Source organism: Achromobacter sp. (assembly GCF_032113835.1).
In the GTDB taxonomy this organism is placed as follows: domain Bacteria; phylum Pseudomonadota; class Gammaproteobacteria; order Burkholderiales; family Burkholderiaceae_B; genus Achromobacter.
In genome coordinates, this window is sequence record NZ_DAMCTG010000116.1 from 1 (window position 1) to 14,525 (window position 14,525).

Below are 14,525 nucleotides of genomic sequence, written 5' to 3' on the forward strand. Positions count from 1 at the left end.
CGCCTCGCAGGCCGAAACCGCGGCCGCAATGCAGGATCCGCCGGTCGCTGCCGATGCTGCGGCCGACATCGCGCAAGACGCAACCATGGCGGACGCGGCAAAGCCGGCGGACCAGAGCCAGGCGGACGCGGCGCAGGCTGCGGCGGCAATCGCACCGGAGGCAATCCCACCGGAGGCAACCGCCTACGCCGCCGCGGATGCCGCCAGCGACAGCGCCACGGCCGCCGCCGGCGACGACAGTTCCCTGCACCAGGTCTATGGCCGGGACGGCCTGGGCCTGCTGAACGACGCCACGCTCGCCAAACTGCGCGCGTACGACATCAGCGAGTTCCACTACGCGCGCACGTCCGTCCGCGATCCGGCGGCGCCGCTGGCGCTCCTGCGTCCCCGCGACTTCAGCCAACCGTTGGGCATCCTCACGGCCTCTGGCGAGATCGTCACGAACCCGAACTGGGCAAGCATCGACACCTACGATGTCACGATGCCGATCGTGGCGCGCACGAAGGATTATCAAGCCGGCGCGGTCGGGGCAGACGGCACGTGGGCCATCGAACCGGGATACGCCGAGCTGCGTCCGTTCAAAGGCCCCTACACCTGGGCCCGCACCAAGGACATGCAGCGCGGGGACGCGCTCCTCATCGATTCCAGCGGCCAGGTGGTGTCCGTCCCCGCCCAAGTGTTGGAAGAGGCATCGCGCATCGACGGCGAGTTGCTGCACTACCGCGCAAGAAACGAAAACCGCCAGTTCCGCGCGGGACTCTGGAACATCCGCAAGGGTGCGCCCGCGCTCAAGACGACCTACGACGAAGTCCAGGAATTTGAAGGCGACTGGGCGAAGGTCCGGGACAAGAACCGCTGGGGCGTGGTCAATCGCGAAGGCGAGTGGGTGCTGCCAGCCACGTATAACGGCGCCTACGACCTGGAATACCTGGGCAACGGCCTGATGCTGGCCGAGGCGCCCGAGGCCAAGCGCAAGCGCGGCGGCTACACCGAACGCGGCTTCCGGATCATCAACCTGAGAACCGGCAAGGCCAGCGATCCCATAGTCGGCAAGCCGGAAAAGCTTGCGGATGGGCGTTACGTGGGCGAACTGGCCGACGCGAGCGTCGTGCTGTTCGATGCGCAAGGCGCCGCCATCCGCCTCTCGGAAGGCCGCCCGGAAAGCAAGCAGCAGTATGGCGATTGGCTCTATGTCAGTTTCGACGAACGCGAAGGCGCCATCGACGCGCGCGGCAACATGAAAGTGCCCGCGCGGTACGGCGAGTTCAATCCGTTCTTTACCCAGCCGGAAGGCCTGGCGCGCGCCAACATCGGCGCGGGCTATCGCGTGATCGACCAGACCGGCAAGACCGTGCTGGAAAAATGGGGCGATGGCATGCCGCTTGCGTCGATGCAGCGTGTCGTCTTCAACGACGATGACGACTCGTCGAGCATTCTCGTGGACCTGCAGGGCCGCGAGATCACACGCCTGCGCGGCCGCTACGCCGTCGACTATCACAAGGCCAGCGAGGGCGTGGTGCCCTATAGCGACGGCGACAACAAGTACGGCTTCATCGACGCAAACGGCAAGCGCGTCGTGGGCGCGCACTTCAATCAGCTTGGCCCCTTGAAGGACGGCCTGGCGCGGGCCCGCCGCCTGGAACGCACGGGCAAGCTGTACGGCTACGTCGATCTGACCGGCCGCTATGCAATTGCACCGGCATTCACGTGGGCCGACGACTTCCACGAAGGCCGCGCGCTGGTGCGCCGCAACCGGCTCGTCGAGTACATCGACACGCAGGGCAATACCGCCGCGCTGTTCGGCGTACTGTGCGACACCGTCGTGGTCGTTGATGCGCAGGACCAGCAAAGCTGGCCGCCGCAACCGCTCACATGCCCCGAGGCCACCGGCATCAAGCCGCCCGTGACCACCAACGCCAACGCCAACGCAGAATGATCATGACGTCACGCGTGCTACGAAATACCCGCATTGCCTGCGCCCTGGCCGCGCTGGGCGCGTCCCTGCCCGCCGCCGCGCAGATGCAGATCGGCTACTCGCCAGGCCACCTGTATTGCCTCTCGGAAGCCAACTACTCGGACTATCCGGCCTATCCGGCCGCCGACGACATCAACTCGAGCAATCCCTTTCGCAACGGCTGCATCCGGGATCTGAACGACGGCCGCGCCGCGGCGCTGCTGCCGTCCGCGCTGGAACATATCGACCGCGTGCCGCGCGACAGTTCGTTGCGCCGCCACGCGTGGGGCTTCCTCGATCAAAACGGCCGCGTCGCGATCAAGCCCATTTTTGAAGCCGTGGGCGACTTCCGCCACGGCCTCGCCGCGGTGCAATGGCAAGGCAAGTGGGGATTCATCGATCGGAACGGCCGGATGGCGGTGCCCCCGCGCTTTGACAGCGTGCAGGATTTTGTCGAGGTCGGGCTGGCGGTGGTCACGCTGGATGGAAAGCCGATGCTGATCGACCGCCAGGGCGATCCGGCGGGCCAGCCGTTCGAAGAGGTGGTGCGCGCCGTGCGCCTGGACGACGGCGTGCCCGCACGGGCGACCGTCCAGTACAAGGAGGAGTACCGCTCGTCCGCCGGCGAACGCCGCTACGGCGGTAGCGGCGTCGTGATCACGCGGCCGCTGGGCGACAAAGGCCTGTACATCGCCACCAACGGGCAGGCCAAATATGGCGTGGTGGACAAGGACTGGAACTGGATCCTGGATCCCACGTTCGACGACATCTCCACGCACGACAACGGCAACCTGGCCACCGGCTACGGCCCCGACGGCTCGGTGCTGGTGACGGCGCAAGGCAAGATCATCGGCGCGGACCAGAAGTACGAAAGCGTACTGACCGTGGGCAAGGCGTTCTACAGTGCAGAGCTGCCCGGGCGCGGCGGCTTTACGGTGCTGGATCGCAATGGCGATGCCGTCGCCACGCTGACGCGCGAAGAGGCCCAAACGTCGGAGCGCTACGCCGACACCGTCGTGTATCGTTCGAACGACAACCTCATGGCGCTGATCCCCGGACGTCCGGCCCCGGTAACGCTGGGCGCGGGGCTGTCCGCTGGCGATGAGCTCGAAGGGTATGTGCTGTTCGTGGACGGTTCCCGCCGCGCCACGGGTCTGCTGACGCCTGCCGGCGCCTGGCTGCACGGTGACACGGCGCCTGCCTGGCTGGCGGACGCCCGCCGCTTGGAGACGCGCGAAGGCAATCTGTGGCTGTCCGACGCGCAGGGCGCGCTGCTCAACGTGGTGGACAAGAGCGGCAAGCCGCTGCTCACGCCGGAGACGGTCCAGACGCTGCAGAACCAGCAACTGCGGCTGATCGGCACTGGGGTGCCCGGCGGTCCTCTGGGCCTGCTGGGTCAAAGCCACTGCCATTGCGAAGACGTCCAGGTGGGGCTGCTGCTGGCCGACGGCAGCACGGTGACCGATCCTTCCTGGATCTCCGTGACGGCGCTGGACGACACCGAGCGCGATGCCACCGGCAGTCTTACGGCAGACCAGTTGCGCTACGAGGCCGAGACCGAGGACGGCATGGTGCTGCTGGACGCGCGCGGCAACCGCCTGGATCTGCCCGCGCAGCAGCACATCGGAATGTTCCGGCACGGTTACGCGCAGGTGTATGGCGACGGCGTGGTGCGGATGATCGACCGCGCCGGCAAGATGTTCGAGCTGCCCGAGAATTTCGACTCGCAGGTTGTCGCACCGGGTGTGGTGCGCTTTGTGAAGACGGCAGCCGATGACGCGCCGTGGGGTCTCTACGATTTCGTGGCCGGCAAGCTGCTGGCCGCCCCCTCGTTCCGCAGCATCGGCGACTTCCAGGACGGCCAGGCAATCGCGTCGCTGGGCGCGGATCGCGTCGGCGTCATCGGCTTGCAGGGGCAATGGATTCTGCCGGCCAGCCATCACGGTGCGGAGCGCGTCAACGACACGTTGTGGCGCGTGACTCGGCCCGGCAAACAGGAAAACGAGTACGAGCGCCCCGCTGCGGTATTCAACACGAAGGGCCAGGCGCTGACCGCGTTCATGCGCGGCTTGCAGGTCGGTGACTTCGGCGATGGCTCCGTCAGCGCGGGCAACAGCGAGCGGCGCTGGATCATTTCGCCGGACGGCTCGGACGCCCTGGACATGAAGGACGCCGACTACATTCGGCTGGGCGACTGGATGGAGATCCGCCGCGCCGACCGCCAGGGTTACCTGAACGCGAAGGGCGACTGGCAGATCTCGCCCGCCGCTCGCAAGGGTTCCGCCTTTCAGGGTGCGCCGGCGCGTGCACTGTCGGCGGACACCGCGGGCACGCACCTGATGGATGCCAATGGCAAGGTGCTTGCCACCCTGCCCCAGGGCGAATGGAACTGGCCGCTACGCTCCGGCCTTCTGCTGCGCCATTACACGGCGAACCGCGGCACCGTGACGGACTACACGGACCTGTCGGGCAAGACCCGGTTCACGGTCGAAGGGTTTGGGTCGGCGTTTGCGGAAGGACGCGCCGTGACGCATCTGTCCGGCGGCGGCGTGCGCTGGGTGGACGCCAAGGGCGCGCTGATCGGCCCGGCATTCGAAGCGCTGGGTCCGATGCGCGAGGGCCTGGCGCCGGCCAGCAGCAACCGCAGCTATGGCTACGTGAACGATAAAGGCGAGTTCACCATTCCGGCGGAATTCCGTGCCTTGTCGGGCTTCACGAACCAGCGCGCGGTCGTGTCGACGGAAGACGACTCGCGGATCATCGACACCAACGGCGGCCTGGTCGCGCAAGTGAAGATGGAATGCGGCATCCGCACGCTGTACGGCGCGGCCGGCCAACGGCTGTGGCCGCTGCGCATGCCGCACGGCTGCAACCGCACGGCGGCGTCGCGAGCCTACTGAGCGTCCAGCGCGAGATAGCGGCGGGTCTGCACGATCTCTTCGCGCTCCTTGAAGCTGGTCAGGCGGTCCGCCAGCGCGCTGCTGTCGCCCGTCTGACGGATGGCCTGCAGCGTGGCCTGCATCGCGTGGATCGCCGCGCGCTGCAGGTCCGATGGGATGATCGCCAGGCGATATCCCATCGCGGCCAGATCCGGCAGCGGCACCAACGGCGTCTTGCCGCCGTAGAACATGTTGATGAGCTTCAGACCCGGCAGCCGCTCGGCGATGGCGCGGATCTGCGCCAGCGTTTCGGGCGCCTCGACGAAGATCATGTCCGCGCCGGCCTTCAGGTACAACTCGGCGCGCGCGATGGCGGCGTCAAAGCCCTCGACCGCGATGGCATCCGTTCGCGCGATGACCAGCGTGTCCGCGTCCGCAAGCGCTTGGCGCGCGATGTGGACCTTGCGCGCCATCTCGCCGGCGTCCACCAGGCTCTTGTCGTCCAGATGGCCGCAGCGCTTGGGAAAGGACTGGTCTTCGATATGAAACGCGGCCACGCCGGCCCGCTCCATCGTGCGCACCGTGCGCTCCACATTGGCCGATCCGCCGAAGCCGGTGTCCGCATCCGCGACCACCGGCAGGCCGCTCGCCTCGACGATCTTTTCCACGCGGTCCATCACTTCGGTAAAGCTGAGCAGGCCGATGTCCGGATAGCCGGCCGCGCGCGCAATGGCGCCGCCGCTGGCGTACACGGCCGAAAACCCGGCGGCGGCAACCAGGCGGGCCGACAAACCGTCGTACGCGCCGGGCGCCACCACGATGCTGTCCGAAAGATGTTGGCGCAGTCGCGCGCCGGGGGATGTCGTGGCGGTCATGATGGGCATTCCTTCAATGCGGGGATCTGATGCCTGCATGATCGGCGTGCGCTATTAAAATGTCCAATATATTGAAAATTGCTGATTAGTACTTTTTGGATATCACAATGGAATTGCGCCATCTCCGCTATTTCGTCGTCACCGCCGAGGCCCAGCATTTCACGCGCGCGGCAGAATTGCTGAACATGGCGCAACCACCGCTCAGCCAGCAGATCCGCCAGCTTGAACAGGAGGTCGGCACGCCGCTGTTCGACCGCACGGGCCGCGGCGTGGCGCTGAACGACGCGGGACGCGCATTCCTGGCGTGTGCGCAGGACATCCTGCAACGCGCGGACGCCGCGGTGCGCACGGCACAGCGCGCCGCGCGCGGCGAGGTCGGCGAATTGACCTTGGGATTCACCGAGTCGGCGTCCTTCAATGGCGTGGTGACCGAGCTGATCCGGCAATATCGCGAGCGCTACCCGGAGGTCGAGATGACGCTGGCGCAGGGCGACAGCGAAACGCTGGTGGCGCAGTTGCGCGACGGCACGATCGATGCCGCGTTCGTGCGTCCGCCGTTCGCGCTGGACGGCGGGTTGGCGTTCACGCAACTGGTGGAGGAGCCGTTGGTGGTGGCGCTGCCGGCAGGTCATGCGCTGGCGCGACGCAAGCGGCTGGCACCCGCCGACCTGCAGCACGAGACCTTCATTCTGTACTCGCGCAAATCAGGCTATGGGCTCAGCGCGGACATCATGGCGGCGTGCCGGCAGCACGGCCTGAGTCCGCGCATCGGGCAGCAGGCGCCGCAGTTGTCGTCAGCCGTGAACCTGGTGGCGGCAGGCATGGGCGTGGCGATTGTGCCGGCGTCGCTGCGCCACCTGCGGCCGGACGGCGTGGTTTATCGGCCGTTCGCGCTGCAATGGCCGCGCGCGGTGCTGGGACTGGCTTTGCGCGACGCGCCGGGTGGACGGGCCTCGAATCTGCTGGCGCTGGCGCGGGCCGCCGGCAAGTCCTGACGCGCCGTTGGCGATAGCGCCATGATCGATGACTGCCGCGGTGTCGCGACGTTGCGTGGCGCCCTCGGCGTCGCGTGCTTATTGCGGCGCCCTTATCGTGACGTGCTCAATCGTCGTGCGATTCGTGCACGGCAACCGCGCCGCGCTTCCAATAGCTGGCCGCGCGAATGCGGCTCTTGTCGATGCCGTGCTGCGCCACCATGATTTCGCGCACGGCCTTCGCCGTGGCCGATTCCGCCGCCACCCACACATAGCCTTCACCTGCCGGCAGCACCAGTTCGCGCGCGGCTTCGAGCAGCAGCGTGCTGTAGCCCGGCGCGGTGCCATTGCGATGCAGCCAGCGGACCGAAGCCTGGGCGGCCGTTTCCAGCGATACCTCGTTGGACGCTGCCGGCACTTCGATCAGCACCAACGCCTGCGCCGAAGCGGGCAGTTCTTCCAGCCGGCGCGCAATGGCGGGCAACGCGGTTTCGTCACCGATCAGCACATGCCAGTCGAACGCGGTGGGCACCACGAACGAACCGCGCGGCCCGCCGATGCCCAGTTGCTGGCCGGGCGCGGCCTGTTCCGCCCACGTCGACGCGGGGCCGTCGCCGTGCAGCACGAACTCGATTTCCAGCTCCTGGCGCGCCGTATCGAAGCGGCGCGGCGTGTAGTCGCGCGCTGCCGGCCGAGGCACGCCGTCGGGAAACTTGATGCCGTCGGGCCCGGCCGTTGGCAGCACGGGCGGTTGCGAGGGATCGGCAGGAAAGAAGATCTTCACGTGGTCATCGAAGGACGCGGACACGAAGTCCTGCAGATCTTCGCCGGTGAAAGTGATGCGCGCCAGCAGGCCAGCGATGCGCTCGACGCGCGTGACGGTCAGCGTGCGCATCTTGAGAGTGTGGCGCACACGCGCCACGGTCAGGTCGCTTTGACTCATGGAAACTCCAGTTGGATGGGACGGGATCACGCGCCGGCTTTGCCGGTGATCTCGTCGGTCGCACGCGCCAGGATGGCCGCGATGCGTCGTTGTTCGGTGGGCGAGGCGTCGGTGCGGTCCAGCAGTGCGCGCTTGAGCGCCTGGCGCGCCTCGACGAATTCGGGCAGCCAGCCGGTGCGGGCGTCCTCGCCCTCGGGGCCGGTGGTGCGCGGCTGGCCGCTCCAGGCCTGACGCATGTAATCCATCTTGCGCGCGACATGCTTGAGCTTGTTGAACATCAGCGTCAGGCGGTCGCGGTTGGCGTCCAGATGCGCCTTGCCCGGTTCCGCCAGGTGATAACGCTTCTTGGCGCCCTCTTGTTCGACGGTGGCGTAGCCCAGCTCTTCCAGATAGGTCAGTGCGGGGTAGACCATGCCGGGGCTGGGCGTATAGAAACCATTGCTGAGTGCGCCCAGCGCCTTGATGAGTTCGTAGCCGTGGCTGGGGTTTTGTTCCAGCAAGCCGAGCAGCATCAGCTGCAGGTCGTCGCTGGAAACTTTGCGGCTGCGGGTGAAGCCCCGGCCATCACCGCCGAAACCGTCTGCGTCACCGCGCCCGTCGGCGGAACCTGAGAACCAGTCGCCGCTGCTGCTGGCGTGGCGCGGATGGAGGTGGCCGGGGTGATGGTGGCCGTGGTGGTGCCCGTGGTGGTCGCCGTGATGGTGGCTGTGGTGTTGGGTGCCGGACTGATTGCGGCCGTGGTGAGAATGGCCGTGAAAGGAGGCTTGGCGCATAAGTAGCTCTTAAGATATGTCTTACGATAGCTCGTACGATATACCCGCCGTACGGACGGCGTCAACCGCCCCCCAGCTTCCCCCGATGATCGTCTAGCGCCCAGCCCCAATCGCCACCGCCGGACCGGCCTGCACCCAACGCGCAAAATCCGCGGCCTTGGGCTCATCCGGCGCAGGCGCGTAGACGACGAGCCGCAGGTGGCGGCTTTCGTCGACGCTCAGGGTGGCGTGCTCGAACGCGATATCGCCGAGCGCTTCCACATGCAGCGTGCGCAGGCCCATACACGTGCCATGCACGTCGTGTTCGCGCCACCACGACTGGAATTCGGGCGACACACGTTCCAATTCATCAACCAATTCAGCGATATCGGACACGCCGGTGGCGCTGGCGAAATCGCGCCGGAACGAGGACAGCATGCGCGGGGCCTGCGCCGTCCAGTCCACAAAGCGTTCACGCATCGCGGGATCCACGAACAGCATCCAGAGCAGGTTGCGCCGGCCCGGCGCCTGCCCGGAAAAATTGAACACCTTGTCCGCCGCTGCGTTCCACACGACCACGTCCCAGCGCAGGTTCAGGATGTAGGCGGGCCGCGCGGGCAGGTCGTCCATCAGGCGGCGGACCTGCGCGGGCACGGTGCACCATGTGCGGCCGGTCTCGGCAGGTGGGCGCTGGTGCGCCAGCAGATACAGGTGGCGGCGCTCGGCGTCGTCCAGCCGCAGCACGCGCGCCAGGTTTTCCAGAAAGGCGGCCGACACGCTGATGTTGCGGCCCTGCTCGAACCACGTGTACCAGGCCAGTCCGACGCCAGCCAACGCCGCCACTTCCTCGCGCCGCAGTCCGGGCGTGCGGCGGCGGCGTCCCGGGGGCAGGCCCAGGTCTGCGGGGCTGAGCCGTTCGCGGCGCAGCCGCAGGAATTCGGAAAGATCGGCGCGGGTGCGATCCAGACGGTTGGGAGTAGCGGGTTCGGTCATGACGCTGTTGCAGGGAGTAATAGCATAAACAGCTAAATTGTATAAGGCTAAAGCACCGCCCAGAATAGCGCCGATCCTGACTTTCCGGGCGCCTTTCATGTCGACCTCCACCCTTCCCTCCAAGCAGTCAACCGCCCTTGCCGACGCCGCTTCGCCACGGCTGGGCAAACTCGGCTTGGCCGTGCTGCTATCCGGCGGCTTCATCACGATCTTCGACCTGTTCGTGGTGAACGTGGCCATTCCCAGCATGCAGGCCACGCTCTCGGCCAGCTTCGCGCAGATCAACTTCATCATCGCCGCCTACGAACTGGCGTACGGCGTGCTGCTCATCGCAGGCAGCCGGTTGGGCGACCGCCACGGCCGGCGCCGGCTGTTCATGCTGGGCATGGCGGGCTTTGCGCTGGCCTCGGCGCTGTGCGGCCTGGCGCCCACACCGGACACGCTGATCGCCGCGCGCATCCTGCAGGGCGCGGCGGCGGCTCTGCTGTTTCCCCAGGTGTATGCGCTGATCCGCGTCAGCTTCGAGGGACATGCGCGGCGCCGGGCGTTCGGACTGCTGGGCATGACGCTGGGCCTGGCAGCGATCGCCGGACAAGTGCTGGGCGGATGGATCGTCCATGCGGATCTGTTCGGCCTGGCGTGGCGCGCCATCTTCCTGATCAATCTGCCGCTGGGGCTGCTGGCCTGCTGGCTCGCCCGGCACATCCCGGAATCCGCCGAACCCTCGGGCGCGGCGATGGACTGGCCCGGCGCCGCGCTCGTGGGGCTGGGACTGGCGTTGCTGCTGCTGGCGCTGATCGAGGGCCCCGCGCGCCAATGGCCCGCCTGGACGCTCATCTGCGCTGCGGCATCGATGATCGCGTTGGGGGTATTCGTGCGGCTGCAGCGCCGGATCGCCACGCGCGGCGGCGTGCCGCTAGTAGACATGGCCTTGCTGACGCAGCCGCGCTTTGCGGCGGGATGCCTCGTCGTGATGCTGGTGTTCTCCACAGCCAGCGCCATGTTTCTCTGCTACGCCTTGCTGGTGCAGACCGGTTTCGGACGGGATGCGCTGACGGCAGGCTTGATCTTCGCGCCCGCCAGCGTCGGTTTCGTGGCGGGGTCGATGGTGGCGCCAAGACTGGTCGCCCGTTATGGCACGCGGGCGATCGCGCTGGCCGCGCTGCTGTACGGCGGGGCGACGGCCGCGCTGATGATGCAGACCGGCATCGCCGGCGCCAGTCTGGAACCTTGGTCGTTGCTGCCTGCGCTGGTGTGGCTGGGCGCGGCGCAAGGCGCCGTCAACACGCCGCTGGTCAACCTGGCAATGGGGCTGGTCGAAGACCGTCACGCCGGGATGGCGGCAGGCGTGGTGTCGACGTTGCAGCAGGTGGGCGCCGCACTGGGAGTGTCGGCGGCCGGCATGCTGTACGGCGGCGCGTTGGAGACTTATGCGGATGCCGGCGCGGCAGAGCGCCATGCGCAGGCGTTCGCGTCAGCCATGCAGTTCAATGTCGCGGCGATCGTGGTGGCCGCCGCCGTGCTGTGGCGGCTGGGCCGTCATCGCTGACGGCCCGTCGCCGTGCCGGGGCCTTTATCCCGCAGACAACTCGCGGGCGCGCTGCTGCGCCTTGTGCACGGCCTCGGTGATGGCCACAGCCACGCCGGCCTGCTGCATGTGCGACAGCGCGGCATAGGTGGTGCCGCCCTTGGAGGTGACACGCTCCTGCAATTCGGTCAGCGGCACGTCTTCGCTGGCGGCCAGTTCCGCCGCGCCGCGGAAGGCTGCGACGGCGAGCCGGCGCGCGTCGGCGGGCGCGAAGCCCAGCTCGACGGCGCCCTTTTCCAGCGCCGCCATGAAGTGGAACACGTAGCCCGGACCGCTGCCCGTCACCGCGGTGACGGCGTCGATCATGGCTTCGGTGTCGGTCCAGATGCGTTCACCGACGGCCGCGAACAGCGCGTCGACCTGGTCGCGCTGGGCCTGCTCGCACGCCGGCGTGGCGAACAGGCCGGTCATGCCCAGCCCCACCTTCGCCGGCGTGTTGGGCATGGCGCGCACGATGCGCGCGTGCCCGCCCAGCCATTCCGACAACGCGGCCAACTCGACGCCCGCCGCGATGCTGACCACGGCAGCCTCGGCCGACAGATGCTGCCGGACCTGGCCGCAGGCTTCGCGCAGCACTTGCGGCTTGGTGGCCAGCACGCACAAGGCGGCGTCGCCGATGTCGGCGCTGACGCTTTCCTGGCACGGCAGGCCGCGGGCGACCAGCGCCTCGCGCGTCGGCGCGTAGGGCTCGATCACCAGAAAATCGGTCAGCGCCCGGCCCTGGCCGATCAGTCCGTCGATGATGGCGGAGGCCATATTGCCGCCGCCGATGAAGACGATTTTTTCACGCATGTTGCTTCAGTTCCGAAGTAGGGATTGCGGACCGGACCGGCATGGGTGCATTGCCGGCGCGCGGATCAGTGATGCGACAGTCTACGGGCATTCCGGGGCGTCACGCCCCCGCCAGCGGCACGCCCGCCTGCGACGACGACCGCGTGCCAGGCAGCGGATGACAGGACTCGGGGTGATAGGTATGAACCACCGACAGCTTCACGCGGTCGCTGCTGTTGCCCTGCGCGGCGTGCAATGTGCGGCAGTGAAAAAACACCACGTCGCCGGCCTGCAGTTCCGGACAGACGGCGCGCGCGATCCAGTCGGCGTTCTGCGGAACGTCCTCGCGGAAGAATTTCTTTTCGTCGAACTGGTCCGGCGTAAACGCCGCCGCGTGCGAGCCCGGAATGAACGACAGGCCGCCATTGGCACGCGTTTCCGGCCCCAGGGCCAGCCAACAGGACACCAGATCCGTGTCCGAGAACGACCAGTAGCGAATGTCCTGATGCCAGCCCGTCAGGCTGCCGTACGCCGGATGCTTGGTCATCACGCAGTTGTGGTGCACCGTGGACAGCACGGGCGTCTCGTTGAAATAGCGATTGAGCCACTGCCCGATGCGCGGATCGGTGGCCCATTGGGCAAACAGGGGCTCGCGCGCGTAGGCATTGAGCAGGCGGCGCACGGTCAGTCCGCCCTCGGCGCTGCGCGATTGCGGCGCGCCGGGATAGCGCAGGTCGGCTTCGTATTCGATGGGCGCGACGTGATCGCGTAAATGGCGTTCGGCCAGCGCGCGCAGCGCGGCAACCTGCTCCGGGCTGGCGAACTGACGCGCCACCACGAAGCCCTGCTCGCGCAGGACGGCAATCTGATCATCAGGCAACAACCCGGACATCTCGATCCTCACAGCCCGCGGCGTAGGCGGCGCGTCTGCGGGCGGGCAGGCGCGCACCGGGCAAGGCGCCGGTCACGCGGGATGGCTAGATTACCAAATGGCAAGACCGTTGGCCCGCTTCCGTGTCCTTAGCCTGCGGGCGTCTTCTCGGGACGGACGGGCGGCGGCGTCAGCCGGGCGGCGTCGCGCTCCTGGACTTCGTGGTGGACCCATTCGCGCCAGACGGCCACCAGCAGCGCCATCAGCACCGGCCCCACGAACAATCCCACGATGCCCATGGTCTTTACGCCGCCCACCAGACCGAAGAAGGTCGGCAGGAACGGCAGCTTGACCGGGCCACCCACCAAACGCGGGCGCAGGGTCTTGTCGACGATGAAAAGTTCGACGCTGCCCCAGACCATCAGCGCGATGCCCGCGACCACATGGCCCGAGCCCACCAGATACAGGGACACCAGCGTGAACGACAGCGGCGCGCCGCCGGGGATCAGCGCCATGAAGCCCGTGACCACGCCCAGCAGCACGGGCGACGGCACGCCCGCCACCCAGTAGGCGATGCCCAGCACCACGCCTTCGCCCAGCGCGATCAGGCCCATGCCCGTGACGGTGGAATTGATGGTGGCGGGAACGACCCGCGAAAAGCGCTGCCAGCGCGCGGGCAGGATGCGCTCGCCCAGCACGTCCAGCTGCGCAACCATGCGGATGCCGTCCTTGTAGACGAAGAACAACGTGATCAACATGAAGAGAACGGTCAGCAGCAGCTGGAACACGTTGCCCGTGGCGGCCAGCGCCATGCGGTAGATGTTGCCCAGGTGTTCGCCGCTGACGGCTTCGACCAGCGCGCCCAGCGCGTGGGGCTGGCCGATATAGGATTGCCAGTACTGGCCCAGACGATCGCCCACCACCGGCAGTGAGGAAATCCACGCGGGCACGTCCACGCCGTGACGGTTGGCCGCGATGGCCCAGGCGACGAAAGCGCTGGCTTCCTTGATGGCGTAGGACAGGGCCAGCGACAACGGGACGATCAGCACCACGACGACGACGAGCAGCGCCAGCGATGCGGCAACCGTCGTGCGGCCGCCGCAACGGACGACGAGGCGTTGGTACAAGGGCCAGCTGGCCAGGCCGATGATCAGCGCCGCCAGGGCCGGAACCAGGAATCCGCTAAGAAAGTAAACCCCCGCCAACAGCACAAGCAGCAACAGCCAACGGGCGATCAGGTAAGCGGGTAGAACGGGCTGCATAGCGGATCGACTGTAAGGGCGTTGTAGGCTTTGACTGTCGGACTATACAGACGTTTCATGCAATACGAGGGACGTAAGGGCTGTATTTACTACGGGGTTTCCCGTGCTTAACGCAGATGGCGGACCCGAGGGTCCGCCATGCGGTCGTGCAGCCTGCGCGTATTTACAGCACGTACTCGGCGGCTTCCTCGCGCGCGGTGCGGCGGCGCGGGGCCATGTCGGCCAGCGCGGGGATCGCCGGCACCGGCGGCTGCGCCGGGGCGGTCTGTCCCTGGTTGCGCTGATACACCGCGCAGGACGCGGCGGCAGGATCGGTCTCATCGCGGCCGCTGAGCAGCGGACACCCGGCGAACAGTTCGGCCACCCAATCGGTAAAGGCCCGCACCTTGGGCGACAACTGCCGGCTCTGCGGATACAGCACCGAAATCGCCGTGGAGCTGGGCTTCCACTGAGGCAGGATCTCGATCAGCTCGCCCGATTGCAGGTACGGCAGCGCCATGTAGCGCGCGGTCTGAATCAGGCCAAAGCCCTTCAGCCCGCAATCCAGGTAGGCGCCCGCTTCGTTTACGGCCACCGTGCCCTTCATGTCGACTTCCTGGTGCTTGCCGTCCACCTTGAAGTCCCAGGCGCAATTGCGGCCGGTGCGGCTGGAGAAATAATGCA

12 protein-coding genes are annotated in these 14,525 nt (G+C 67.4%); 4 read left to right on the forward strand and 8 right to left on the reverse strand.

What is annotated here, in order from left to right; translation table 11 throughout:
* Window positions 1-1,936, forward strand: a 1,936-nt coding sequence (locus tag RT697_RS24925; protein ID WP_313702349.1) for a WG repeat-containing protein, incomplete at its 5' end; no start/stop codon positions are given.
* Between the two features lie 2 nt (window positions 1,937-1,938).
* Window positions 1,939-4,854: a WG repeat-containing protein gene (locus RT697_RS24930; RefSeq protein WP_313702350.1), complete on the forward strand. Its 2,916-nt coding sequence runs from the start codon at window positions 1,939-1,941 to the stop codon at window positions 4,852-4,854.
* Here RT697_RS24930 and RT697_RS24935 read toward each other — a convergent pair.
* Window positions 4,848-5,708 (reverse strand): oxaloacetate decarboxylase, encoded by an 861-nt coding sequence (locus RT697_RS24935; protein WP_313702351.1) that lies wholly within the window; start codon window positions 5,706-5,708, stop codon window positions 4,848-4,850. The two genes, RT697_RS24930 and RT697_RS24935, sit on opposite strands and share 7 nt — an antisense overlap.
* 107 nt (window positions 5,709-5,815) lie before the next feature.
* Between RT697_RS24935 and RT697_RS24940 the strand changes: the two genes are divergently transcribed.
* On the forward strand, window positions 5,816-6,703 hold the full coding sequence (locus RT697_RS24940) for a LysR family transcriptional regulator (RefSeq protein ID WP_313702352.1): 888 nt from the start codon (window positions 5,816-5,818) through the stop codon (window positions 6,701-6,703).
* Between the two features lie 106 nt (window positions 6,704-6,809).
* On the opposite strand, the gene RT697_RS24945 is transcribed toward RT697_RS24940, so the two are convergent.
* From RT697_RS24945 to RT697_RS24955, 3 genes are all read right to left on the reverse strand, one after another.
* Window positions 6,810-7,625 carry a siderophore-interacting protein gene (locus RT697_RS24945; protein ID WP_313702353.1) on the reverse strand — a complete coding sequence of 272 codons (816 nt, stop codon included), beginning with the start codon at window positions 7,623-7,625 and terminating at the stop codon, window positions 6,810-6,812.
* 26 nt (window positions 7,626-7,651) lie between these two features.
* Window positions 7,652-8,398 (reverse strand): PadR family transcriptional regulator, encoded by a 747-nt coding sequence (locus tag RT697_RS24950; protein WP_313702354.1) that lies wholly within the window; start codon window positions 8,396-8,398, stop codon window positions 7,652-7,654.
* Window positions 8,399-8,491: 93 nt separating this feature from the next.
* Entirely contained in the window at window positions 8,492-9,370 is an 879-nt protein-coding gene (locus tag RT697_RS24955; RefSeq protein ID WP_313702355.1) for a helix-turn-helix transcriptional regulator, read from the reverse strand.
* A gap of 97 nt (window positions 9,371-9,467) precedes the next feature.
* Here RT697_RS24955 and RT697_RS24960 point away from each other — a divergent pair, with 97 nt between their 5' ends.
* Window positions 9,468-10,919: an MFS transporter gene (locus RT697_RS24960; protein ID WP_313702356.1), complete on the forward strand. Its 1,452-nt coding sequence runs from the start codon at window positions 9,468-9,470 to the stop codon at window positions 10,917-10,919.
* Between the two features lie 24 nt (window positions 10,920-10,943).
* Here RT697_RS24960 and proC read toward each other — a convergent pair whose 3' ends face one another.
* The 4 genes from proC to RT697_RS24980 form a co-directional block, all read right to left on the reverse strand.
* Window positions 10,944-11,750: a pyrroline-5-carboxylate reductase gene (gene proC, locus RT697_RS24965; protein ID WP_313702357.1), complete on the reverse strand. Its 807-nt coding sequence runs from the start codon at window positions 11,748-11,750 to the stop codon at window positions 10,944-10,946.
* A 100-nt stretch (window positions 11,751-11,850) separates the two neighbouring features.
* Window positions 11,851-12,621 carry a phytanoyl-CoA dioxygenase family protein gene (locus RT697_RS24970; RefSeq protein ID WP_313702358.1) on the reverse strand — a complete coding sequence of 257 codons (771 nt, stop codon included), beginning with the start codon at window positions 12,619-12,621 and terminating at the stop codon, window positions 11,851-11,853.
* 128 nt (window positions 12,622-12,749) lie between these two features.
* Complete coding sequence (locus tag RT697_RS24975) at window positions 12,750-13,862, reverse strand: AI-2E family transporter (protein ID WP_312431423.1); 1,113 nt, start codon at window positions 13,860-13,862, stop codon at window positions 12,750-12,752.
* Between the two features lie 163 nt (window positions 13,863-14,025).
* The coding region (locus tag RT697_RS24980; protein ID WP_313702359.1) for a LysR substrate-binding domain-containing protein at window positions 14,026-14,525 on the reverse strand (500 nt) is incomplete at its 5' end.

What these genes read in the sequence shown, in the direction of transcription:
- RT697_RS24940 (WP_313702352.1), top strand. Translation starts at nt 5,816, where the DNA reads ATGGAATTGCGCCATCTCCGCTATTTCGTCGTCACCGCCGAGGCCCAG.
- RT697_RS24945 (WP_313702353.1), bottom strand. Translation starts at nt 7,625, where the DNA reads ATGAGTCAAAGCGACCTGACCGTGGCGCGTGTGCGCCACACTCTCAAG.
- RT697_RS24935 (WP_313702351.1), bottom strand. Translation starts at nt 5,708, where the DNA reads ATGACCGCCACGACATCCCCCGGCGCGCGACTGCGCCAACATCTTTCG.
- RT697_RS24970 (WP_313702358.1), bottom strand. Translation starts at nt 12,621, where the DNA reads ATGTCCGGGTTGTTGCCTGATGATCAGATTGCCGTCCTGCGCGAGCAG.
- RT697_RS24975 (WP_312431423.1), bottom strand. Translation starts at nt 13,862, where the DNA reads ATGCAGCCCGTTCTACCCGCTTACCTGATCGCCCGTTGGCTGTTGCTG.
- proC (WP_313702357.1), bottom strand. Translation starts at nt 11,750, where the DNA reads ATGCGTGAAAAAATCGTCTTCATCGGCGGCGGCAATATGGCCTCCGCC.
- RT697_RS24955 (WP_313702355.1), bottom strand. Translation starts at nt 9,370, where the DNA reads ATGACCGAACCCGCTACTCCCAACCGTCTGGATCGCACCCGCGCCGAT.
- RT697_RS24930 (WP_313702350.1), top strand. Translation starts at nt 1,939, where the DNA reads ATGACGTCACGCGTGCTACGAAATACCCGCATTGCCTGCGCCCTGGCC.
- RT697_RS24960 (WP_313702356.1), top strand. Translation starts at nt 9,468, where the DNA reads ATGTCGACCTCCACCCTTCCCTCCAAGCAGTCAACCGCCCTTGCCGAC.
- RT697_RS24950 (WP_313702354.1), bottom strand. Translation starts at nt 8,398, where the DNA reads ATGCGCCAAGCCTCCTTTCACGGCCATTCTCACCACGGCCGCAATCAG.